The sequence below is a fragment of the Flavobacterium sp. genome (genome assembly GCF_039930565.1).
Classification (GTDB): domain Bacteria; phylum Bacteroidota; class Bacteroidia; order Flavobacteriales; family Flavobacteriaceae; genus Flavobacterium.
This window is the reverse complement of record NZ_JBDTTP010000034.1, coordinates 1-24766: the sequence shown is the minus strand read 5'-3', so window position 1 is coordinate 24766 and position 24766 is coordinate 1. Positions and strand designations below refer to the sequence as shown.

Genomic DNA, 24766 nt, shown 5'->3' with positions numbered 1-24766 from the left:
CCTTTACTATCATTAAATCTGTGGAACAAATAAACTTAGTAAGCACTTTATTTTTTGACTACTTTTAAATATCCTGCAGGATTCGAAGGATCAAAAACCGTTTTATCCATAGTTAAGGAGAAAGGTTTCATATCATCATTTGGTACTTTTACCTTCATGCTTTTGGCAACTTCTTCGTATAAATCCTGTAGAATGAGTTTATCTGCAATCGCTTTATAATTTGGAGCTTCTTTTAAATATCCAAATCGTACAAATTGTGCCATTGCCCAGATAGCGTGCGATTTACGCGGATAATTAACCATTCCGCCTTTGTGAAACAACATATAATCTTTAGCATAAACCTGAGTTCCCTGGTTGCATCCCAAATCATAATTTCCCATTAATCTGTTTTCGATAACATCTGCAGGAGCGTTTACATAAGGCGCTTTTCCAATTATCGCAGCCGCTTTTTTACGGTTGGCAGGATTGTCTAACCAAATGCAGGCTTCTAAAACGGCTTTCATTACTTTTACAAGATCTGTTCTGCGTTTTTCACTAAATTCTTTGTTTACGACCAATGCTTTTTCAGGATGGTCTTTCCAGATATCCTGAGATGCCACCTGTGTAAAACCGATTCCCTGTTTTACCGCAACTCCTCCCCAAGGTTCTCCAACACAAAATCCATCCATATTGCCCACTTTCATATTCGCTACCATTTGTGGAGGCGGAATCGTAATGATTTTAGATGTTTTTTGACTCACACCTGCAATTGCCATCCAGTTACGCAGCCATAAATCGTGTGTTCCTCCCGGGAAAGTCATGGCGAAAGTCACTTCTTTCTCGGCTTTTAGTTTTGCTGCTACTACCGGTGCAACCTTATTCATTTGCTTGAAGCCAACCTTTCCGCAAAAATCTTTAGAAAGTGTAATCGCCTGACCATTTACATTAAGCATCATGGCGATTTTCATTTCAGAACCTGCTTTTCCTCCTACCCCGGTGTAAACCGAAAACGGCATAGAATACAGACAGTGCGCTCCGTCTAATTCTCCGGTTAAAATTTTATCACGAACATTTGCCCATGATGATTCTTTAGTAACTACAACTTCAACTCCGTATTTTTTAAACAATCCCAATTCTTTTGCCATTACAATTGGAGAACAATCCGTTAGCGGAATGAATCCTAATTTTACGGGGTCGTTCTGAGCTGTTATTTCCGAAAAGGATGCGATCAAGACTAATAAGGTCAATATAGTTTTAGTGAATGTGTTTGCTTTTTTCATTTTAAATAGATTTAAAAGTTATTTGGAATTTATTTTTTTGCTAAAAAATTAGGTTTGATATTTAACATTACGTAAGCAAATTGAGGCGTTAAATCGGCATTTGCCACATTTTTTACTGCTGCAGAAGCCATAGAGTTGGTGGCTTTCATGATGGAATAGCCAGCTTCGATATTGATTATTTTGGTTAGATTGTACCTTGCTGTTAAATCTAATTCGGTACCCAGATAAGAGTCTAATTCTCCACCCGCACCATTAGATAATTTATTTGCCGATTCAAAACCGTGAACATCCAAAAAGAAACTCAGATTGTCTTTGGCATTGTATTTTATTTTAAAGAAATAGTTCAGTAAACCTTGTTTTCCAAAACCATTGGCAGCATAAAAATAATCCATGCTTCCCCAGAATTTGTGTGGCGTTCCGTACAAGGGATCAAAACGATTGTCTTCAGAAGTTGCTGCTTTTGTACCGTCATCACCAGATAAATAATCAACTCCGGGACCAATAAATAATTTTCTTCCAATTTGCAGAGTCGAAGTGATCGAAGCCATATTGGCATTTAAAGCTTTTCCATCTTTATTATGGCTACTTTGGTGATAAAAACTTCCTGTTAAATTTAAGGTTCGGGTTGGATTCGTGTTGAAATAAATTCCGGTAGTGTTTCTGTTCCAGGTTCCTTCCAAATTTACTTTTGTAGTTATGGCAGGAGTACCTGATGTTACCGTAGTATATTTGTTGAAGTCATCTTTAAAGAATAAAAAAGACAAATCACCAAAGAAAAATTTCTTTGCTACATACCCATATTGAAACGATTTGTATAAAGTTCCAATTCCATTTGTTCCTGCGCCATATGCAGGATTGGTGCCATTATAAATTGTTCCGGTATTATTTTCTTTGTTTTGATTAAAAGCCGCTCCAACATCTACAATCCAGCCTTTGTTTGCATATTTAAAAATAATCGCATCATGGCGTCTGCCTTGTTGTAACCAGTCTAAGCCTCCTAAAACTTTCTGGTCGTCATAAGAGATTTCCTGACGCCCTGCTTTTACAGATAAATTCTGAATAGTACTTAGTGAATCTACTAATGAAATTTCTGCCCAGGCTTCGTGCAGTAAAATTCCGTTATTAGCTTCTGTAGTTGTTCTGTTGATTGAAGAAGCATCCTGTCCCCAAACACGAACATCCTGTAATGAGGTGAAAACTTTAAAACGATATCCTGAATATCCTGCAGATAATCTTGTTCTCTGGGTGGTAAATAAAGCTGCCTTATCTCCTTCTTGCTGCAGTGTTCCTTGTCCGGCACGCATTTCAACACGGTCTCTTAACTGACCAGTAAATGTAAATTGTGCTTTAGCTTCATAATTTCCTAAAAGTGTAATTGCGAATCCTAAAACAACACATTTTGTGATTTTAGATTTAAAAACAGATCCTGTCTGAGTTATTGTTAAAGTAGTTAATTTTGACATGGTTTGTTGTTTTGATTAGTATGAAGCAAACTTACATACGTATTAATACTTACGTGCTATGTTTGTAACATGTCAAAACATTTTTTTTTAGCTGAATAAATCGTTTTAAAATCAATTTATTTACTGTTTTATCGCAGGAAATTTGAAATATCTAAGTCATAGCAAGGTTTTACAAACACTAGGTATTGAAGTTTCGGCTACTATTTTGAGGAAAAAGGAATTACTTAAATAAAATATAAATCTTTTTTTAAGTGTTTTTTGGAGGTAAAAGCAAAATGACTTAGAAATATACGTAGAATTATTTATAAGTAATTGTAAAATCTTAAAATGGAGATTTTATAAAGAAGAAATGTTTTGAGAAATAGCACTTAAATCTTGTTAGAAATATTTATGTTCCATTATTTCTGATTGCAATTTAGGAAGAGCCAATAAGCCAATTTTTTTGCCAACAGTTTTTATAAGTGTCTCTTTTTTAAGGCTTGAAAGTACACGAATAGCCTGCTCTTCAGTAGTTCCGGCAAAATCAGCAATTTCTTTTCTCGAAAGTTCAATTTCAATCAATCCATTGGTTTGGCCAAATTTGCGATGAATGTATAATAGTAAATCAATAACACGTTCCCGAACATTCATATGGGCAATTTTGCGGATATTATTCTCGCTTTTATTTAACTCATCTGCGTAAAATAACATTAAGGCATAGGTAAATTCAGGAACATTTTGAAGTATTTCCATCATTGTTTCATTGCTGAAATTACACAAAACAGTATCTTCGAGGGCGTATGCGCCAATTAAATATCGTTTGCTGGCCCCAAAACCACGAAATCCTATTGTGTCTCCATTTTTGGTTAAGCGAACAATTTGCTCACGTCCGTTGATGCCAGTTTTTACCGTTTTGACCTTTCCTTTGCAGATAAAATATAATCCCTGAATTGGAGCGCCTTCAATAATAAACTGATGCGATTTTTTGCAAACGAAGCTATGTTTTTTGGCAACATACTGTTTCATTTGCTCTAAATGGAGATGTTTTTTTATAAAACAGTTTTCGTTTGTACAGGTATAACAAATGGCCAATTCTTCTTTCATGGGATAAATTTGTTTAGCTATTTAGTTCTTAGTAATTAGTGAAGAGTGATTAGCTTTTAACTGGCTAAATAATAATTAACTCTTTATTGTTTTGAATCTAATTTTAGCTTAAAGCTAATTACTAATGGCTATTCACTAATTACTATATTAAACGAATCGCAGTTCTTTATTTATTTTGATTCAAAAATAGAAAAATAAATTGATAAAATAAGTATTTATACGTAAAAATACTTATTTTTGTCTAAGTTAAATAAGTGCTTTGTTTGAAGTATTATTTAAAGATCATAATAGTAGTATTTAAAAACAACCGGAATGCAGAACACAAAAATCAAAACAACCTGTTCATACTGTGGTGTTGGCTGCGGAATTATCGTTACCAATGATGCGAAAAATGGTGTAATGGTTGAAGGAGACAAAGATCATCCTGTGAATAAAGGGATGTTGTGTTCTAAAGGAATGAATTTGCATTATGTTGTCAATGATACTTCAGACAGGATTTTATACCCTGAAATGCGCGGAAGTAAATTCTATCCGCTGGAACGTGTGAGCTGGGATACCGCAATTGACCGTGCAGCAGCTGTTTTTTCTTCTATCATAAAAAAGCACGGACCGGATAGTGTTGGTTTTTATATTTCAGGACAATGTTTAACTGAAGAATATTATCTGGTCAATAAATTAGTAAAAGGGTTTTTAAAGACCAATAATATAGATACCAATTCCAGGCTTTGCATGAGTTCTGCGGTAGTTGGTTATAAAAAGACATTTGGAGAAGATGCTGTGCCTATTGCATATGATGATATTGAATTGGCAGATACATTTTTGATTACAGGAGCTAATCCTGCGTGGTGTCATCCTATTTTATTTAGAAGATTGGAAAAACACAAAGAAAATAATCCTAAAGTAAAAATTATTGTTGTCGATCCAAGAAGAACGGATACAGCCGCTTTCGCCGATTTACATTTGCAGATTATTCCTGGTTCTGATATTATTTTATATCATGCAATGGCGAAACGTATTATCGAAAAGGGATATGTAGATCATGACTTTGTGAAAAATCTTGCTGAAAATTTTAAAGAATATAAAGATTTAGTTTTAAATACTTCACTGGAAAAAGCCTCAAAATTATGTGGGATTTCAGTAAACGATATTAAACTGGCTGCTGATACAATCGGTAAAGCAAAAGGATTCATTTCGCTTTGGGCAATGGGACTTAATCAAAGTGCCGTTGGAGTAGATAAAAATACGGCTTTATTGAACTTGTCCTTATTGACCGGGCAAGTAGGGAAACCGGGTTCAGGACCATTTTCATTAACAGGTCAGCCCAATGCAATGGGGGGAAGGGAAGTAGGCGGAATGGCCAATTTATTAGCGGCTCATAAAGATTTAGCGAATCCTGAACATCGAAAAGAAGTAGCGGACTTTTGGGGAGTGGATGCAATTTCAGAAAAACCGGGTTTAACAGCAACTGAAATGTTTGAGGCGCTGGAATCCGGGAAAATGAAAGCCGTTTGGATTATCTGTACCAATCCGTTGGTAAGTTTACCGGATTCCCGTCGTATTGAAAAAGCGTTGCAAAATGCAAAATTTGTGGTAGTTCAGGATATTTCTCATAATGCAGATACAGCCAAATATGCCGATTTATTATTGCCGGCAGCCGGATGGTTGGAAAAAGAAGGCACGATGACCAATTCTGAGCGTCGTATTTCGTATTTGCCAAAAGGTATAAACGCTCCTGGTGAAGCGCTTCCGGATATAGAAATCCTGATTCGTTTTGCTAAAAAAATGAATTTTAGCGGCTTTAATTTTAATAGTGCCGAAGAGATTTACAAAGAACATTGTGCGCTGACCAAAAACACCAATATTGATATTTCATTCTTAAATTATCACCGCTTAAAAACCGAAGGTACTTTTCAATGGCCTGTTCCTGATTATGGACATCCGGGAACACCTCGTCTTTTTACGGATAAAAAATTCTACACACCATCACAAAAAGCAATTTTTAATTTGCCGACAGCAATTGAAAATACTTCTGAACCACCAAGTCCACAATTTCCTTTTATCCTGACTACTGGAAGGGTTCGCGACCAATGGCATACCATGACCAAAACAGGAAAAGTTTCGCGATTGATGACGCATACACCAAGTCCGGTTTTAGAAATTAATCCAATTGATGCTTTTAAAAATGATATCAAAGATGGGGATATTGTTACCGTTACAAGCAAAAACGGAGAGGTTCGTGTAAAAGCTAAAGTTACGGATTCGATCAGGGAAAAAGTAGTTTTTCTGCCAATGCACTGGGGGAAACAACTGGAAAATGATTTAAACAGAACTAATAATTTAACCAATACTTTGGTTGATCCGGTTTCAAAAGAGCCTGATTTTAAATATACTACGGTTTCAATTGCCAAATATGTAAAACCTTTTCAAAAAATAGCAATTGTGGGTGCGGGTGCAGCGGCTTTCCGTTTCATTCAAAATTATCGTGAATTTAATTCTACCGATGAAATTGTGGTTTTTTCAAATGAACTCAATCCATTTTACAATCGTGTATTGCTCCCTGAATATATGACAGGCGAATTTACCTGGCAGCAATTATTAAAGGTAAAGGATGGTGAAGCATTGAATAAATTAAAAATTACCATGAATGCCGGTGTTGCTGTTGGTAAGATAAATGCTGCCGAAAAAACAATTATAGACACTTTAGGCGACACACATATTTTTGATTCCTTGATTTTAGCTACCGGAAGCCGTCCTTTTGTACCGGAAAATGCACAATTACATTTGCCGGGACGTTTTACCGTAAGACGAAAGGAAGATGCTGATCGTTTAAAAAAACACCTTGACGAGACTAATTTACCTCCGGAAGAACAGCATGTTGTAATTGTTGGCGGAGGCTTGTTAGGATTAGAATTGGCTGCAGCCTTAAAACATAAAAAAGTAAAAATTACTATAATCCAAAGGGCTTCGCGTTTGATGGAACGTCAATTGGATCGTGTTTCAAGTAAATTATTGGCAGAAGAAGTGCAGCTTCGTGATATACAGATTTATTTTGATAATGAGGTGAGTACTGTTTTTGAAACGAATAATGATAATGAACTTGAAATCGCACTGAAAAGTGGCCGTATCATTACCGCAAATGCTATTGTCTATACGATTGGAACGATTCCGAATATCGAAATTGCAAGAGAAACCGGACTTTCCTGTGGTCGCGGTGTAAAGGTAAATCAGTATTTACAATCATCAAATCCGGATATTTATGCCATTGGTGAAATAGCCGAATTCAACAATCAGTTATTCGGAATCACATCGGCAGCAGAAGAGCAGGCAGATATTCTGGCTAACTTTTTGGCCGGTGATATCAGCAGTTACTACAAAGGTTCTGTTTTAATGAACATCCTGAAACTGGAAGATATTAATTTGTGCAGCATTGGAGAAGTTGAAATTCCGGAAAATGATGATTCGTACGAAGAAATAATTTTTGCCGATTTAAAACAGCGTTATTACAAAAAATGCATCGTCAAAAATGATTTATTGGTTGGCGCCATTTTGATGGGAGACAAAAATGAGTTCGCCGAGTTTAAAACGATGATCGAAAGCAAAATCGAATTGTCAGAAAAACGAAATTCATTACTCAGAGGAAGTTCAAACGCCAAGCCGGTTCTCGGAAAATTAGTTTGTTCGTGCAGTCAGGTTGGAGCAGGAAATATTGAAGAAACCATTAAAAGCGGGGTGAATAATTTTACTGATTTATGTAAAAATACCGGAGCAGGATTAGGCTGTGGAAGCTGTAAAACAGAAGTTAAAGAGATTTTAGCAAAGTGTAAAGTGTAGTTTATTTTGTTTCAAGTTTAAAGTTTCAGGTTTTATGAAACTACAAAAACTTGAAACTACAAAAACTTGAAACCTGAAACAAAATTAGAGACATGGAATTAACGAGATTAATAGTAAAAGGAGGCGTTATTTCGCCTGGAGAACTTAGGGAAGTGGTCAATATGGCTGCTGATCAGGGTTTAGATTCGATTTCATTTGGTTCAAGACAGGATATTATTTTTCCAAAAGGCTTTAAAGCTTTGGATAAGGAAAAAATGGGAAAACATCATTTTGTTTTTCCCGATGAAAAGAGCGGTAATAATATCGTTTCGTCTTATGTTTCTACGGATATTTTCAGGAATACCAATTGGCTTACTGGGAATAAGTTTTTATATATTTTAGAGCAATTTAAAGAACAGCCCAAGCTTAAGGTCAACATAAATGATCCAAAACAACAATTAGTTCCGTTGTTTACCGGACATCTTAATTTCATTGCTTCCGAACATGAAGATTATTGGTATTTGTACATTCGTTTGCCGAAATGGCAGCGTATGGAAGTCTATCCAGTGTTAATTTACAGCTGGGATATTGCCGCTTTTTACTACGAAATTGAACGTATTGTTACTACTGAAGAATCTTGCGGAATCGATATGATTTTTAGTCTAGTAAGTGAAGCTTTAGATACTAATAACAGGACAATTGACAAACCTTTAAATGTTCCGTTTTATCCTTTTCCGTATTATGAAGGTATGAACCGAATGGGAATCGACCAGTATTGGCTTGGTTTATATTGGAGAAATAATCTTTACGATTTGGAATTTCTGAAACAGATGTGTGATTTGTGTTTCGATTGTAAAATCGGAAAAATATGTATCACGCCCTGGAAATCATTTATCATAAAAGGGATTCCGAAAGACAGAAAACTGGAATGGGAGAAATTTTTAGGAAAAAGAGGAATCAATGTCCGTCATTCCCTTTTAGAGTTGAACTGGCATTTACCTGTAGCAATGGATTGGGCTTTGAACCTGAAAACATTTCTGGTACGAACACTGGATCAGTTTGATATCAGTACCTACGGTTTAAATTTCGGAATATCCGAATACAATCGTGACGGACATTATTTTACTTCGATTGTAGTCGAAAAAAATGATTTGCCAAAAGATTTAGAATCGATTAAGATTCGTGATACTTACAATGTGTTGTATGCGAAGAATTTTGATCCGAATACAAGAGAATACATCGTGCATTCTCAGGATATTGACAAGTTGGAACTGCCAACTATTTTAATCGAATTAAGCAGGAAATACTTTGAAGATTTGGGAAACTCAGTCATTGAAACAGTAGAAAATAATCAGAAAAAAGAAAAACTACAATTGGTTATTTACCAATGTCAGGAATGTTTAACTACTTATAATCCGGAATACGGAGATGAAAGCCAGAACATTCCGAAAGGTATTTTATTTACAGATTTAGCCCAAACGTATTGCTGCTCTTTGTGTGAAGCACCAAAAAGCAATTTCAGGATTCGGGAAGCTGTAACCATTTAATTTTTTTACCATATAAGTTATGTAAGAAAATTTAAGTTTTTTCTCTTTGTCACTTATGTAGTTTTTATTTTTTTAGTTCTTTAATTCCCGAAAAGCCGTTGGAGAAACTCCAGTTTGTTTTTTGAAAACTCTCGAAAAATAAGAGTAATCATCGTAACCAACAGCAGATGCAATTTCGTTTATGCTCAATTGTTTATCGGTTAACATTCGTTTGATTTCAAGAATAACCCTATCCATAATCACTTCAGTAGCTGTTTTTTGTAAAATTTCATTGCAAATTCGGTTCAGGTGTTTTAAGGTAATATTTAATTTTTCTGCATAAAATGAGGGAGACTTTTCTTGTTTAAAATGCTGTTCCAGAAGCTTTTCAAATGTATTGATTTTTACATTGTAGGAATGCGTTTGATGGGAATACGTTTCGCCATATTTTCGGGCAATTTCAATGTGAATGCAATCCAGCAAATTCAGCATTTTATCCAATTGAAAATTATTTGGCTGGATATTTTCTTCAGTTAATAATTTAAAATAAGGCAAAATCTTTGGAATTTCTTCAGCTTCAAAAACCATTTCAGGACGATTGTGAATCGAATGATAAAAAGTATAATCGTTGATTTTTTTCTGTCCGAAATATAAATTATAAAGTTCTTGCGAGAATATAATCACAAAGCCTTCAATATTATCAGACAAACTCCAATGATGCATTTGTCCGGGCTGCAAGACGAATAAACTTCCTTTTTGGATTTCAAACCGGTCAAAATCGATTTCATGAATTCCGGATCCATCCGTAAAAAAAACCATCAAATAGGAATCATGCCGATGAGGTTCTTCGACAAAACTGTGGCTTTTTAAATGCTCCTTAAAAGTATTCACATAAAAATTACGATGAATATCATTACAGCTAAAATTCTGTACACTATAGACCGGATACTTTTTCATAATGAAATGTCTTTATTGTGCTATAAGTGGCGAAGATATAAAAAAGGTTTTGATAGAATCTCATTTACCTTTGTATAAATATAAAACAACAATATCATGTCTGGTGCATTAACTCATATTTTAAGCAACGAATGTCCGGTTTGTCATAAAGGAAAAGTTTTTAAAGACAAAAACATCTTCCTGAATTTTGGTCTCCCGAAAATGAATGAAACCTGCAGTCATTGCCATTATAAATTTCAAAAGGAACCTGGATTTTTCTTTGGTGCCATGTATGTAAATTACGGATTAACAGTAGCTCAGGGAATTGCAACATATTGTGTGGCTCAGTTTTTCTTTGAAAAGAATTTCGATTTAAGAATCATTCCCATTATTGCTATTGTCATTATCTTATTTACTTCTTTCAATCTGCGATTCTCACGATTAGCATGGATTTATATGTTTAAGGATTATTCAAGCTAAAAAAAGTGTTATTTTTGCCTTTCAATTGAAACTAATTTTCAATTTATTAAATAGCAATCTTAAATTAGACAAATGAAAGCATACGTATTTCCGGGTCAGGGCGCACAGTTTACAGGAATGGGCAAAGACTTATATGAAACATCGGTATTGGCCAAAGAATTATTCGAAAAAGCGAATGAGATTTTAGGTTTCAGAATCACAGATATCATGTTTGAAGGCACTGCCGAAGAACTAAAAGAAACAAAAGTAACACAGCCAGCCGTTTTTTTACATTCGGTTATTTTAGCTAAAACATTAGGTGATGATTTTAAGCCTGAAATGGTAGCGGGACATTCCTTAGGCGAATTTTCAGCTTTGGTTGCCAACGGATCTTTATCTTTTGAAGACGGACTGAAATTAGTTTCACAACGTGCTTTGGCGATGCAAAAAGCCTGCGAAATAACGCCTTCAACAATGGCTGCGGTTTTAGGATTGGCAGACAATGTAGTCGAAGAAGTTTGTGCTTCAATTGACGGAGTTGTAGTAGCGGCAAATTATAACTGTCCGGGACAATTGGTAATTTCAGGAGAAACTTCTGCAGTTGAAAAAGCGTGCGAAGCCATGAAAGAAGCCGGAGCAAAACGTGCCTTGATTTTACCTGTTGGAGGCGCATTTCACTCTCCAATGATGGAGCCTGCTAGAGAAGAATTGGCAGCAGCTATTGAAGCGACAACTTTTTCAACTCCAATTTGTCCGGTGTACCAAAACGTAACGGCAAGTGCAGTTTCGGATGCAAACGAAATAAAAAAGAACTTGATAATCCAATTGACAGCTCCTGTAAAATGGACACAATCTGTACAGCAAATGATTGCTGACGGCGCTACTTTATTTACAGAAGTTGGTCCAGGAAAAGTGTTAGCTGGTTTGATTGGAAAAATTGATAAAGAAGCCGCTACGGCAAATGCTTAATTTTTAGCATTTAATATATCCTAAATAATGAAACCCTTCTTAACATTATGTTTAAGAAGGGTTCTTTATATGTGAATATTCACTTGCAGACTGAAAGCATGCCAGGTTGCAGCACTTATTTATTAACCACAAATTACACAAATTAGCACTAATTAATTTGTGAAAATTTGTGTAATTTGTGGCTAAATATTTTTAGAAGCTAAAAATAGAATGCGCTAAGTGCATAATAAACAATAGATAACAATTACGCTTGTTTAGCAAACTGCAATTCGATGTTCAGTTTGACTTCTTCTCCAACCAAAACACCACCGGTTTCAAGAGCAGAGTTCCAGTTTAAACCCCAGTCTTTACGGTTGATTTTTCCTTCGATACTTAAACCTACTTTTGTATTTCCCCATGGATCTGTCAGGATTCCGCTAAATTCTACCGGAAAAGTTACTGTTTTTGCAATACCTCTGATGTTTAAATCTCCTGTGATTTCATACTTTTCATCATTGATTTTTTTAAATGACGAAGCTTTGAAAGTTAATTTTGGATGGTTTTCAGCATCAAAAAAATCTGCACTTTTCAAATGACCATCTCTGTCTGCATTGGCAGTATCAATAGAAGCGATATCGCCTGAAAATTCAATAGCTGCATTTTCGAAATCATCACCTTCTGTTGTGATGGTTGCATCGTACGTTAAAAATTTTCCTGAAACATTGGTAAACATCATGTGTTTCACTTTAAAACCAATTTCTGAGTGAGTGGGGTCAATTGCCCATTTTGTAGTTGCCATAATTTTATTTTTTAAATATTAATTTCATTTTGATAAGACAAAGTTACGCCTGTTATAGGGAAGGAGCACTTAACCTAGATTAAGTAATGATTTTTTTATAATTAATTCTTGTTCATATAATATGTCAAAGCTCCCGAAGGGCATTTGTGTATGGTTTCGATAATTTTATCAGTGGTAGAATTACCAGCCTGAATCCACGGTTTTTCTTTTGGATGAAAAACGTCCGGATTATTTTTTACGCATTGGGCGGCATGAATGCATTTTCCCGATTGCCACACTATGGTTACTTCACCGTTTGTATATTCTTTTGTAAGGTTATCTGGGTTCATGTTTAAAGTTTTTGGAATTGGATTTTTGGTTTAAAAAAGATCAATTTTTATCTAATTTAAGCTTTCTTATCTGGTTTTAGAAAAATTTAGATAAAAAATAAAAGGTAATAATTTGAAATTCAAAATATTACCTTTTAAAAAGTAAGATTGTTTATTTAATTCTCAAAATTAATAATTCATCGGAATATCCATTAAAAGAAACTCTGCGTCAGTATTTGCTTTGATATTTAAGGTTTCAAAATCTGAAATTCCCAAAGCATCACGAGTGTTTAATTCCTGACCGTTGATGGTTACGTTTCCTTTTAAGATGAAAGCATAAACGCCATTTCCTTCTTTTTTTATTTTATATTCGGTAGCAATTCCGGCATCAAAATTTCCCATATTGAACCAGGCATCCTGATGAATCCAAACTCCTTTATCATCAGCATTTGGTGATAAAATCTGAGAAAGTTTATTGTGTCTGTCCGCTGCATCCAAAGTGATTTGCTGGTAGCGTGGATCGACATTTCTTTTGTTTGGAAACAGCCAGATTTGCAATAATTTAGTCTGCTGATCCGCATTTGGGTTAAACTCACTATGCTGAACTCCGGTTCCTGCACTCATGACCTGAATATCACCATTTTTGATGATCTCCGTATTTCCCATACTGTCTTTATGCGCTAAATCGCCTTCTAACGGAATGGTAATAATTTCCATATTATCGTGAGGATGTGTTCCAAAACCCATTCCGCCAGCAATCGTGTCATCGTTTAAAACTCGAAGTGCTCCAAACTGAATCCTTTCCGGGTTATACCAGCTTGCAAAACTAAAACTGTGATAAGCGTTAAGCCATCCGTGATTTGCATTTCCTCTTGTTTCTGCTTTGTGTACTACTATATTTTCCATGATGTTATGTGTTTTGTTATTTATAGTACAAATTTACAGCGAACATCAATGAAAAGCACTTAATGTAGATTAAGAAAGATTCTTAGGAGCTAATTTACTAAGATTCTAAGGTTTATATGGTGGTAATTTTTCTGGAGCAGTAATTTTAGTTTTCAAAAGACCTGTAGTCCTGCTATCCACTATATCTATTGTTGCGAACCCCGCAACAACAGGATACCGCTTCTATCAGGGCTAGATAAGAAATTTTATTTTCATAAGGTCGTGCATGCCTGAAATGAAGCAAATTATTTCATCAAATAAACGTTTATATTTTTCTACTTCTTGCTATTCTGCATAGCCCATATCAGCAAGGCATTTTTTTCTTTAGGCAAGCCTAATTTTTCGATTATTTTGCTACGGTGTCCTTCAACTGTTTTTTCAGACAGGAATAATAATTCAGCAATTTGTTTTGTCGTTTTTTGCTGTGTAACGAGTTCAATGATTTTTCTTTCAGACAAAGTTAGATTTGCCAATTCAGTATCATCATTTGGTGTGTCTGTTATCAAATCATTTTTAAGTGAAATACTCGTATATTCATTTCCTTTTTTTACTTCCTCCAGACATTTTTGCAATTCGGTTTGTGCATGCTCTTTCAGTATGTAGCCGTAAATTCCGTATTCTTTCGCCTTTTTATATATTGTCATCTCCTTGTGCATCGTCAGCAAGATTATCTTGGTTTTAATTTTGCTTTCCTGAACCGCTTTAGAAACATCAAGACCATCCAGTCCTGGCATATTAATGTCAAGAATCGCAATATCCGGCAAGTGGAGTTTAATTAAATTCAATGCAGAAATCCCATTTGAGCAGGTATCCTCAACAACATAACCGTAAGATTCTACAAAACTTTTTGTACCCTGAAGCATAAAAGGATGGTCGTCTGCAATTAATATTCTCATGGTTTCTTTTTTATTTCTATGGTAATAATGGTACCGCTAGTATCAGATAAAACGATTGCTTTTCCGCCAATCGCCCTGCTTCTTTCAATAATATTGTGCAAACCAAACGAAGATGTATTGTTTAAGGTTTCCTCTACATTAAATCCTTTTCCATTATCTTTTATTTCAATATTAATAGTGTTTTCAGTTTCAGTAATAGAAATTTTGGCTGCAACTGCATCAGCATATTTTATGATGTTAGAAAGTGCTTCCTGTACGATACGATATATTTGTAATTCATGTGAAGAAGATAAAACGTAACTATAGTCAATCTCGGCAGTCACCATGAAATTATTCACTGATTCAGCTCGTTCTACCATTTGATTGATACTTTCTTTTAATCCAATTTTATCAAACATTATAGGGTGCAAATTTCTGCTGATACTTCGGATATCATTGATAATGTTGTCAATTTTTTGATTCGTGATTTCTCTTTTTTCTTCCAGGGAGTTTTTTAAACTCAATAGTTCATGGCTAACGCTGTCATGCAAATCACTTGCAATTCGCTTACGTTCTTCTTCTGTTTTTTCCAAAAGTTGCTTGGTATACAACTGTGCACTTTGCTTTTCCAGACGTAATTTTTTTTGTTTTTGTATTAAGTTGAATGCGAAACTTATAAAAAGTATTCCTATCAAGCTTGCACCCAACAGTGCAATTGTTGTGTTTTTATTGGTAATGGTCTGCTCTTTTATTTTTAATTGTTGGGCTTTCTTTTCAGTTTGGTATTTTTTTTCTAGCTCAACAGTTTTTATTCGGGTAATAATGTTTCCTATACTGTCTGCAATAATTTTCTTTTGCGCTTCATATCCAAAAGCACTTTTGTAATCATTATTCTGAATGGCATTGTTTTGTAATAAGCCATAAAACATATTCACTTTTTCGTATTGCTGATTGCTGATTAAAGTGGGTAATGCCTTTTTTATATCTGTAAAATTAGAATAACCCGGGTTCTTTTTTATTTCATACAGTGCAGCTGTTAATTTGTACTCCTGAGTTAAATCATCTGAATCTATTTCTTCAACTACTGGTTTTAAGCCATCAAGTAGTTTTTTGGCTTCAGGCAGCTTGTTCTCATGAATTAGATTTTCTGCCTTAAAGTCAAATATTTTGATTTTTAATATTTTACTCTCGTCTTTACTGCTAACAAAAGCCTGATAAACAGAATCGATTAATGGTCTTTCGCGTTTATCTTTTAAATATTCATAAATCGAAATTTTATTAATCAAACCGATATAAACGTTATAAGTATTGTCAATTTTTTTATATGCCTGAATAGCTTTATCTGCGTTTTCAATGGCTCTTTTTTTGTCACCAATGGCAGTATAAATATTAGCATAATTAGAATAAACAAAAGCAAGGCCCTTCGGATTATCTATTTTGCTGAAAGATTCGAAAGATTTCTGATTAGCATCCAGGCTTAAATTTTGCTTCCCCATTACATAATAAATATAGGACAAATCATAGTAAGCCCTGGCAATGTTGTAACAGCTATCATAATTGTCGGGTTCTAATGCGGTTATTTTACTAAAATAATCGCATGCTTTTTTTAAATTGTACTTATCATAATAATAGTTGGCCAGATAAGCATCTACAAAAGTGGTTTTTAATACAGGTACTTCTTCCCTGTATTTGGTATCAAATTCTTTGACAGTTGCCATAAACTGATCATTAAAATCATATGAATCCGCAAGATATACGCAGGCTATATCTAAAACTTCAGCTGCATTTAAATATTTTTTCTCTTTAATTTTTTGATTGTAATACTTATGAAAAACTACTAAATAGTTATCGCTTTTTTTATAGTTTTCTACTTTGTGCAGCCATGCTTTAACTGCGTCTTCTTTAACTGGTTCTTCTTTTACAAAAACAACTTCGCTGTCTTTGTTACTATTACACCCTAAATACAGAATTGACATTACAATTAATAGAATGCACACAAATGGATTCCTCATTTCAAATATATTTTCAGCAAATGTATCTATTTCAAATGAATTTCAACTCCTGAATAAATATTCAGGGGTTACCCCTTACATGATTTTATTTATTATAATACCAACTTTGTTGCTGCATATTAATAACAATTAAAATTAATCTATGAAAAAAAAATTACTCTTTCTGAAAAACAGCAATCATTTAATGCTTATCTTAATGTTCTTTGCTTTTAACTGTCTGCAAGCGCAAGTTACTTCCATACCAGATGCTATTTTTGAGCAATGGCTGATAAATAATGATATTGATACCGATGGTGTTTTAAATCATCAGGTAGCAACGGCAGATATTAGTGGTGTTACCGAATTGGATCTATATTATGTAAATATCAGGGACTTTACAGGTCTTCAGGATTTTAAAGCTTTAACTAATCTTACCACTGGATATGCTCCTGCAACGAGTATGGATTTGTCAGCACTAACGGAGCTGGTATCATTATCACTTTATGGTAATAGTTTAATTACGATTGACCTTTCACACAATTTACAATTGACCAGTTTGAATTTGGGAAATTCCGGAAATTTGAGAATGGTAGACGTATCCGCTAATATTGCACTAACAAAAATAGAAGTCAGCGGTTACAAATTAGCTAGTTTAGACCTTTCGAATAATATAGCATTAACAGATATATCCTTAGGAGGTGGGTTGGTAAACTTAAACATAACCAATGGTAATAATCATAATGTTACACGTTTTTGGGCTGCAAATTGCAGCCGGTTATCTTGTGTAAAAGTAGATGCAGGTCTGGATACTTCTGGTACCATTTCTGACGGAGAAGGAGGTTTTTATCCTATCTGGCAAACATACACAGATGACGAAGGTAATCATAATACGACTTTTTCTGAAACAGATTGTGGTGTTTATACGGCAATACCGGATGCTGGTTTTGAGTATTATTTGACACAAAACGGCATTACAGTAACTGACCATAAAGTGTTGACGTCTGATATTGCTGGTATAACAGCTATTGATTTAACAGGTGATTATAATGCTGTTGGTGATTTTACGGGGATTGAGGATTTCGCTGCATTAACTTATTTTAAATATAACAGAGGCGGAAAAGGTGTTTTTTCTGCAATAGATTTGTCACAAAATACCAATTTGACTTTTCTGGAAATTAAGGAAAATGACAACTTAACGACCATAAATATTTCTCAAAATACCAAGTTACAGGAATTAAATATAACGGATGGCGCATTAACAAAACTGGATATTTCTAAAAATCCATTAATTACTAAATTGTCTTGTTCCGGAAATTCTAACCTGACTGTTTTAAATCTTAAAGGGAGAGCTGATCAAACTGCATTTGAAGCTGGAAATACTTTCAACAGCAATCCAAAACTGAGTTGTATTGAAGTTGATGATATCGACTATGCTACAACAAATTGGCTTAATAAAGATGTTACTTCAAGTTATTACACTACTGGCTGTCCGTCAACGGCAATACCGGACCGCAACTTTGAACAAGTATTAGTAAACAATGGCTATGATGACGTGATAGACGGTAAAGTGATTACTGCTAATATTACTGGTGTTACAAGTCTAAACGTTGTATATACCACAGTAGAAGATATTACAGGTATTGAAGATTTTGCCTCTTTAAAAAATCTTACAGTTTATAATACAGGTTTAAAAAAAGTAGATCTTAGTCAAAACAAATTGCTTGAGTCTATTAATTTTGGATATAATAATTTAACAACTTTTGATTTATCTCAAAATACAGCTCTAAAAACGGCTTACATAAGCGACAATACACTTGCAACTTTAGACTTTCATAACAACACTAATCTTGAAGATGTTTTTTTAGGCGGTCCATTATTAAACTTAAATATGGCGAACGGAAACAATGAAATTATTACTCGATTTTCGTCTCAGAATTGTAATTTATTATCTTGTGTAAAAGTTGATAATCTTGAAGTAGCTACAGCTCCTATTTGGCTAACTAAAGACGGTTCCAATACGGTTTTTTCTATAACGAATTGTACGCAATATACTGCGATTCCAGATGCAGCTTTTGAGCAATTGCTAATAGACAACGATATAGATTCTGGAGTTGTTGACGGTAAAGTATTAACACATGAAATTAATACTATTCCAAGTTTAAGTATTTATAGTACTACTATTGCAGATTTTACAGGATTACAGGATTTTACGGCCCTAACTTCATTAGATTTAGTAAATAATGTCAATCTAACCCAACTTGATATCTCAAAAAACACACAATTAACGCATGTTTATTGTAAAAATAATAAACTGACAAATATTGATGTTTCAAAAAATCCAGAGTTAGTATCCCTTCTTTTAAATAATAATGCATTGGTTAGTTTAGATGTAACTAAAAATACCAAACTTGTTGTTTTACATTGTGTTGGTAATCAGCTGACTTCTCTGGATGTTTCTCAAAATACAACTTTAACAACTTTAGATTTGGGTAATAACAGTGTAACAACATTAGATGTAAGTAAAAATCCTGAATTAACATACTTAAAATGTTATTCGAACCAGCTTGTTACACTTGATTTGTCTACCAATACGCAATTAACCACTATTAATTGCCAGAATAATCAATTGAAATCAGTAAATCTGAAAAATGGTAATAATACAAACTTACAAGCATCCATCCCTTCTAAAAGTGTAAAAAATAAATTGGTAACATATCCTATCGGAAACTTTGGTTTTCAGGCGAATGATCCTGCATTAGTTATTTTGGTTGATAATAAAGTATATTCAGATGATAACTGGATGAGTTATAAAGATGCTTCTGCTGTTTATTTGGAAAATATTTCTTTAGGAACTGGAGAAAACAATTTTGAAACTGTAGCAATAACTCCAAATCCTACTCAGGGAGAATTGTACATTAGTAATATAACTTTAGAGAAGGTAACTGTTTTTAGTTTGCTTGGAAATGTTGTAAAAACAGTACAGTTTAATTCAGAAAGTTCAACTAATACAGTTGATTTGTCTGATTTGACAGCAGGTTTATATCTTGTAAAATTATCGTCAAACGGTTTGGAAAAAACAGTAAAAGTTTTGAAAAAGTAATGAGATAAAATTTAATTTAATTAGTTTTAAAAGCTCTAAAATTCAATTGTTGCAATTGAGTTTTGGAGCTTTTTTATTGGATAAATTTTAAAAATTGCAAACTGGTTATTTCTTTAAAAGACGGGCCTTCATTTTACTAAAAAATTCCGGTGTCACGCCAATAAAAGAAGCAATTTGTTTTTGAGGAACTTTATGCACCAAAGTTCCGTATTTTTCGCAAAATTTCTCGAAACGTTCTTCTGCAGTCAAACTCAGATTATCCAATAATCTTTCCTGGTTAGCAACCAATGAGTTTTCGATTAATATCCTGAAAAAACGTTCCAGTTTTGGGATCTCGAGAAACAGTTGTTCCTGATTTTCCTTGGATAATGAAACGACTTCGGCATCTTCTAAAACTTCTATGAAAAGCTGTCCCGGCTTTTGCGAAAAATAACTGTACATATCACTCATCCACCATCCGGTACAGGCAAATGCCAAAACATGCTCTACAATATTATCGTTGATGTTTAAACTTCTTAAAATCCCGGAATTTACAAAATAAGAATGTTTGCAGATTTCACCGGCGTTCAATAAAATAGTTTTGGCTTTGTAAGTATGGGTTTCTGTTTTGGATAAAAACAACGCTTGTTCATCCGGAGTAAGCGAAACATGTTTGGCAATATTTTCGAGTATTAACGCCATTATTTTTTTTCTTCTATTAAAGTAAAAGAAGTCGCCTTAAAACGATTTTTTTCGATGGTTCCCGTTACAGAAGCTTTTCTTATGGCTTTGCAAAAACCGTCTTCGGCATGTGCATCTCCGTGTTGGTCAATTTTTGTTCCGTCAACAAAATAAGTTTTGCCATCGATACGAACGGCTAAATCACAGCTTTCACCTTTCATTCCAAATTTACATTCTCCACAGGATGCTTCCACGATTTGGGGTTTGTCAATTACTTTTTTGCTTTGAGCCTGAGTTGAAATTCCGATTAACAGGAAAATCATAAATGCTGTTTTTTTCATTTTTAAGAGTTTACAGTTATTAATTTAGAAGTTACTTTTGCACGTTCCACAACTTCTTCAATTGGGGTTGAAAGAGAATCATAACTCAAAACAACCCCCATTCGGCGATACGGTCTTGAAGTTGGTTTCCCGAAAATCCTGAAATCGGTTTTGGGTAAAGCAGCTACTTTTTTTATTCCTGTAAAAGTAGGGTTTTCTGAATTTTCAGAAGCTAAAATTACAGCACTTGCGCCTACTTTTTCTAAGGTAATTTCAAAAATTGGAAGACTTAAAATTGCCCGTAAGTGCAATTCGAATTCATTGAAATTCTGCGTTCCTGCTAAAGTTACCATTCCCGTATCGTGCGGTCGGGGAGAAAGTTCAGAGAAATAAACACCGTCATTGGTCAGGAAAAATTCGACCCCAAAAAGCCCAGCGCCTCCAAGTGCTTCGGTAATTTTTTCGGCCATATCCTGCGCTTCGTACAAATCGGCTTCAGCAACTTGTGCCGGCTGCCAGCTTTCCTGATAATCACCGCGTTCTTGTCTGTGCCCGATTGGAGCACAAAATAAAGTTGGATTATTATTTTGGGTAATCGTCAAAAGTGTAATCTCCGAATGGAAATTAACAAATGCTTCTACTATCACTTCTATAACATCGCCACGGGATCCTGCGACAGCATATTGCCAGGCTTTTTCAATATCTTCCTGAGTTTTAATTGTCGATTGTCCTTTTCCCGAAGAAGACATTAAAGGTTTTACCACGCACGGAATTCCAACTTCCTTAACGGCTTTTCGTAATTCTTGGGCTGAGGTTGCGTATTGATATTTGGCTGTTTTTAAACCTAATTCTTTTGCAGCCAGATCACGAATGGCTTTACGATTCATGGTAAAGTTGGCTGCTTTCGCTGAAGGAACCACAGTAATGCCTTGTTTTTCGTAATCGTAAAAACGTTCGGTTCTTATGGCTTCTATTTCAGGAACAATAAAATCGGGTTGGTGTTTGGCTACAATGCGGTCAAGTGCTTCGCCGTCGAGCATGTTTATTACTTCAAAACCATGTGCAACCTGCATTGCCGGAGCATTTTCGTAACTATCGACAGCAATAATGGTTTGTCCGATTCGTTGTGCGGCAATGACAAATTCCTTGCCTAATTCACCTGAACCAAGGAGTAATATTTTCATTTTTTAATTTAGTTTTAAGGTTTTGATTTGCTTTTACAATTATTAAAGAGCTAATAAAAGTTAGGATCATTAATGCAAACGATAATAACAAAATCATTAGTATGGAAAATAAAATTTGATACGAAATTTGTGAATGTAAAACAACTGATGTTCCGTTCATGAATAATCCGATTATATAAATTATAACAAGAGTTATTATGATTTTTGAACTGACTCCAAAAGAAAATTGAGAGCAAGCTTTAAAATAAGTTATTTGATTTAGTGAAAAACTAATTTTTTTTGCTGTGTTCCAAAAAAGAAAAACAATGAATAATGGAAACAGAATTCCCCAGAAAATCGAATTCCAGAAAATACCGAAATCACATATTTGGATGCATTGAAAGATAAAATAACTGTCTGAAAAAATTAAAAATGGAAAAAAAGAGCAAACTAAAATTCCAGCAATAATTGAATCTTTTTGAATACTGTTTTTGAATTCCATTTCGATTCTGTTTAGAGAGTAAAGATAAATAAATTGAAATTTATTCTCACGCAGATTTTGGAGATTTGGCAGCTTTATATTGTAAATGATAATTTTCTCTTTGCGCTATTTGCGTGAGGGATAGAAGCGGATAGCCCACAGCCTGACAAAGGAAGTGCGAGGACTTGCAGCGGATAGCCCGACCCTTGTGGTCACGCCCAAATAGTTTTATGGAGTAAATTTTTGTTAATAATTATAATATAACTTCATGGTTCGTTGTTTGGAAACCTTTTTCTAAGCTGTACTATATTTCTATATTTGCCCTCTTACAAATAAAACCCAACAATGAAAATCAATTTTTTTATTATAATGAGTGCTTTATGCATTACATCGCTTTTACAAGCACAATCGGCAGGAATAACATTTAAATTTGGAATGGGAGAACAAAAAGCTGATGCGATTCTTTTTAAAAAGGACAAGCAAAAAATAAATGGAATAGTAAAATTTCCCGGATTTGCTGATAAAAAAGTAAAAATAAAGGTAGGGGAAGAGAATGGAAAATACGAAAGTAAAGACATAGATTCCATTCAGGTTTTTGACGAGAATAAAAAGCTTTCTTACACTTTTGTATGGACAAAAACAAAAGTATATAAAAAGAAAGGTACAGAATTTAAAATTATTGATGAAAGGTGGATATGTAAAACAATCAATGGAAAGATTTCTTTATATATTAGTGGTGAAGAATTGGGAATAAAAGAAGTCAAGGAAGAAGATGAAAAGACTAAACAGAAAATAAAAGAGAATAAAATGCAAGTTGTCTCTAAAGATGTCAACCATTATATGAAAAGAAATAAGGAGGATTACCCAACATTGGTTTCAGTAAGTTCAAATGCTTTTTCTGCTGGTTATAATGTTTTTTTTAAGGAGTATGGGGTTTATTATTTTAGTGATAGTCCGGAAATCGCTAAAAAAATTGAAGATAAAGAATACAAGTACGATGACATTGAGAAAATTGTGAATTTATATAATGCGAAACGAGAGAAAAAAGCAGAACAAAAAACTACAAAAACTAAGGAAGTAACAAAGCCGGCATCCAAAACAAAAACCACTAAGAAAAAATAAAAAACAAAAAGCGATAATTTAAACTATCGCTTTTTTTTTAATGAAAATGATCTTCTTCGATTTCGAATTCGGCATCTTTTTCCCAGATTTCCATTTCGCAGGGCTTGCAGTTAAATTTTAGTTTGTATTCTAATTCGCCCTGTTTTAAAACCAAAGGTTCTTTTACCTTGACCCCTGCAATATCTTTTTGGTGTATAGGACATTTTTTTAATTCGTATTTGATGCAATATTTAGTAGTCATTACGCGGGATTTTCCAGGATCCCATTGTAATTCAAATGCTTTTTCGATTTCGGTAACACCGTGACGTTCGTAGAATTTACGGGCTGTTTTGTTCGAAACGTTATACATGAAATCCAGTTTGGTTTCAGGATATGGGTGAGAAGTTTTTACCAATTGATGTTCTTCACGCACATAATTTTTTAAACGAATTTCTGTTAACTGATCGAAAACATTTCTTCGCATTTCGTTGATTTTAGAAATAGGAAGGAACCAGTTTTGAGAAAACATTACGTTAATTTCATCGGCAGTGTAAGGTGTAAAACCTGTTTTTGCCAAATTGATTTTAAAGTTTTCTGCGATAGATTCGTTGTTTTTAGTTTGCTCTTTTGGATGAACTAAATTCACAGTACTTACATTCCCGTCTTCGTCTGTGGCGATTAATTCAAAACCATTTTCGTTTTCGGTCAATAATAAAGTTGTACTAATTTTACGTACCGCACTGTCTTCTCTTTCTACTATTTTAATGAAAGCCGCGTCGTTATTTCGATAAATAAAAGTTCCGTCTTTTATTTCTTTTAAAACATTAGGATAAGCTAAACCATTTTCGGCTTTGTTAACGTAAATTCCCTCTGCTTCATTATTTTCGTTGATAAAACAAAGTCCGTCACCATTATTTAATAATTCGCCGTTCTCGATTTCGTAGGCGTTTCCAATAGTTTTAAGAAGTTTACCAATGTATTGTCCTTTTGATTTTGGGCTTTCCCAGGAACCAATTGAACTGTGTCTTTCGTTTACAAAATAATCCGTGTAACCACGATTGAAACTTTTATCCAGAGCCGAATCAAAAGTGAAAGTACATTTTCCAGAAGAAGCTTTAGTGTATTTGTCACTTCCTTCTAAGAAACCATCTAATTTTTGACGTAAATACGAAACATTATTTTTTACATAAACGATATCCTTAAGACGGCCTTCGATTTTGAAAGAAACAATTCCTGCTTCAACCAGATTTGGAATTTGATCTGAAACATCAAAATCTTTAATAGAAAGCAAGTGACTGTTTTTGATTAAAGTTTCTCCGTTTCCGTCGATTAAGTTGTAAGGTAAGCGACAGTTTTGGGCACAGGAACCACGATTGGCGCTGCGCTCCCCATTAGCCACACTCATATAACAATTTCCGCTAAACGAAACACATAAAGCTCCGGTTACAAAAAATTCTAATTCTACATCAGCTTCGTCATAAATCGTTTTAATTTGATGCAGGTTCAATTCGCGGGCCAAAACCACACGTTTGATTCCAG

The 24766-nt window shown here is 34.2% G+C and carries 19 protein-coding genes; 6 read left to right on the top strand and 13 right to left on the bottom strand.

Annotated elements, in window-relative coordinates:
- Nucleotides 1-47: 47 nt before the first annotated feature.
- From ABI657_RS10240 to ABI657_RS10230, 3 genes are all read right to left on the bottom strand, one after another.
- Nucleotides 48-1259, bottom strand: a complete 1212-nt coding sequence (locus ABI657_RS10240; RefSeq protein ID WP_348097162.1) for a CmpA/NrtA family ABC transporter substrate-binding protein — start codon at nucleotides 1257-1259, stop codon at nucleotides 48-50.
- Between the two features lie 29 nt (nucleotides 1260-1288).
- The gene (locus ABI657_RS10235) at nucleotides 1289-2722 is read right to left on the bottom strand and encodes an alginate export family protein (protein ID WP_348097161.1); all 1434 of its coding nucleotides are present in this window, start codon (nucleotides 2720-2722) and stop codon (nucleotides 1289-1291) included.
- A 378-nt stretch (nucleotides 2723-3100) separates the two neighbouring features.
- Complete coding sequence (locus ABI657_RS10230) at nucleotides 3101-3805, bottom strand: Crp/Fnr family transcriptional regulator (RefSeq protein WP_348097160.1); 705 nt, start codon at nucleotides 3803-3805, stop codon at nucleotides 3101-3103.
- A 312-nt stretch (nucleotides 3806-4117) separates the two neighbouring features.
- Here ABI657_RS10230 and ABI657_RS10225 point away from each other — a divergent pair, with 312 nt between their 5' ends.
- Complete coding sequence (locus tag ABI657_RS10225) at nucleotides 4118-7636, top strand: molybdopterin-dependent oxidoreductase (RefSeq protein WP_348097159.1); 3519 nt, start codon at nucleotides 4118-4120, stop codon at nucleotides 7634-7636.
- Nucleotides 7637-7728: 92 nt separating this feature from the next.
- Nucleotides 7729-9162, top strand: coding sequence for a rubredoxin (locus ABI657_RS10220; protein ID WP_348097158.1), 1434 nt, complete (start codon nucleotides 7729-7731; stop codon nucleotides 9160-9162).
- A gap of 72 nt (nucleotides 9163-9234) precedes the next feature.
- Here the strand turns inward: ABI657_RS10220 and ABI657_RS10215 are convergent, their stop codons facing one another.
- A complete protein-coding gene (locus ABI657_RS10215) occupies nucleotides 9235-10098 on the bottom strand; it encodes a helix-turn-helix transcriptional regulator (protein WP_348097157.1) in 864 nt (287 codons plus the stop codon).
- A 96-nt stretch (nucleotides 10099-10194) separates the two neighbouring features.
- Between ABI657_RS10215 and ABI657_RS10210 the strand changes: the two genes are divergently transcribed.
- Complete coding sequence (locus tag ABI657_RS10210) at nucleotides 10195-10557, top strand: DUF983 domain-containing protein (RefSeq protein ID WP_348097156.1); 363 nt, start codon at nucleotides 10195-10197, stop codon at nucleotides 10555-10557.
- Nucleotides 10558-10629: 72 nt separating this feature from the next.
- A complete protein-coding gene (gene fabD, locus ABI657_RS10205; RefSeq protein WP_348097155.1) occupies nucleotides 10630-11505 on the top strand; it encodes an ACP S-malonyltransferase in 876 nt (291 codons plus the stop codon).
- 244 nt (nucleotides 11506-11749) lie between these two features.
- Here fabD and ABI657_RS10200 read toward each other — a convergent pair whose 3' ends face one another.
- From ABI657_RS10200 to ABI657_RS10180, 5 genes are all read right to left on the bottom strand, one after another.
- On the bottom strand, nucleotides 11750-12283 hold the full coding sequence (locus ABI657_RS10200) for a YceI family protein (RefSeq protein ID WP_348097154.1): 534 nt from the start codon (nucleotides 12281-12283) through the stop codon (nucleotides 11750-11752).
- Between the two features lie 101 nt (nucleotides 12284-12384).
- Nucleotides 12385-12612 (bottom strand): (4Fe-4S)-binding protein, encoded by a 228-nt coding sequence (locus ABI657_RS10195; protein WP_348097153.1) that lies wholly within the window; start codon nucleotides 12610-12612, stop codon nucleotides 12385-12387.
- Nucleotides 12613-12780: 168 nt separating this feature from the next.
- Nucleotides 12781-13497: a pirin family protein gene (locus tag ABI657_RS10190; RefSeq protein WP_348097152.1), complete on the bottom strand. Its 717-nt coding sequence runs from the start codon at nucleotides 13495-13497 to the stop codon at nucleotides 12781-12783.
- A gap of 314 nt (nucleotides 13498-13811) precedes the next feature.
- A complete protein-coding gene (locus ABI657_RS10185; protein ID WP_348097151.1) occupies nucleotides 13812-14432 on the bottom strand; it encodes a response regulator transcription factor in 621 nt (206 codons plus the stop codon).
- Complete coding sequence (locus ABI657_RS10180) at nucleotides 14429-16387, bottom strand: sensor histidine kinase (protein ID WP_348097150.1); 1959 nt, start codon at nucleotides 16385-16387, stop codon at nucleotides 14429-14431. The genes ABI657_RS10185 and ABI657_RS10180 overlap by 4 nt, the downstream gene beginning before the upstream one ends.
- A gap of 178 nt (nucleotides 16388-16565) precedes the next feature.
- Here ABI657_RS10180 and ABI657_RS10175 point away from each other — a divergent pair, with 178 nt between their 5' ends.
- The gene (locus tag ABI657_RS10175) at nucleotides 16566-19502 is read left to right on the top strand and encodes a T9SS type A sorting domain-containing protein (RefSeq protein ID WP_348097149.1); all 2937 of its coding nucleotides are present in this window, start codon (nucleotides 16566-16568) and stop codon (nucleotides 19500-19502) included.
- 105 nt (nucleotides 19503-19607) lie between these two features.
- On the opposite strand, the gene ABI657_RS10170 is transcribed toward ABI657_RS10175, so the two are convergent.
- From ABI657_RS10170 to purT, 3 genes are read right to left on the bottom strand one after another with little or no spacing between them, the layout of a single operon-like run.
- Nucleotides 19608-20183, bottom strand: a complete 576-nt coding sequence (locus tag ABI657_RS10170; protein WP_348097148.1) for a Crp/Fnr family transcriptional regulator — start codon at nucleotides 20181-20183, stop codon at nucleotides 19608-19610.
- Nucleotides 20183-20503, bottom strand: a complete 321-nt coding sequence (locus tag ABI657_RS10165; protein ID WP_348097147.1) for a DUF6370 family protein — start codon at nucleotides 20501-20503, stop codon at nucleotides 20183-20185. Before ABI657_RS10165 ends, ABI657_RS10170 begins: the two co-directional genes overlap by 1 nt.
- 2 nt (nucleotides 20504-20505) lie before the next feature.
- A complete protein-coding gene (gene purT / locus ABI657_RS10160; protein WP_348097146.1) occupies nucleotides 20506-21666 on the bottom strand; it encodes a formate-dependent phosphoribosylglycinamide formyltransferase in 1161 nt (386 codons plus the stop codon).
- Between the two features lie 805 nt (nucleotides 21667-22471).
- Here purT and ABI657_RS10155 point away from each other — a divergent pair.
- A complete protein-coding gene (locus ABI657_RS10155) occupies nucleotides 22472-23248 on the top strand; it encodes a hypothetical protein (RefSeq protein ID WP_348097145.1) in 777 nt (258 codons plus the stop codon).
- 37 nt (nucleotides 23249-23285) lie between these two features.
- Here the strand turns inward: ABI657_RS10155 and ABI657_RS10150 are convergent.
- Nucleotides 23286-24766 (bottom strand): U32 family peptidase (locus tag ABI657_RS10150; RefSeq protein WP_348097144.1); only part of this gene is annotated, 1481 nt, incomplete at its 5' end.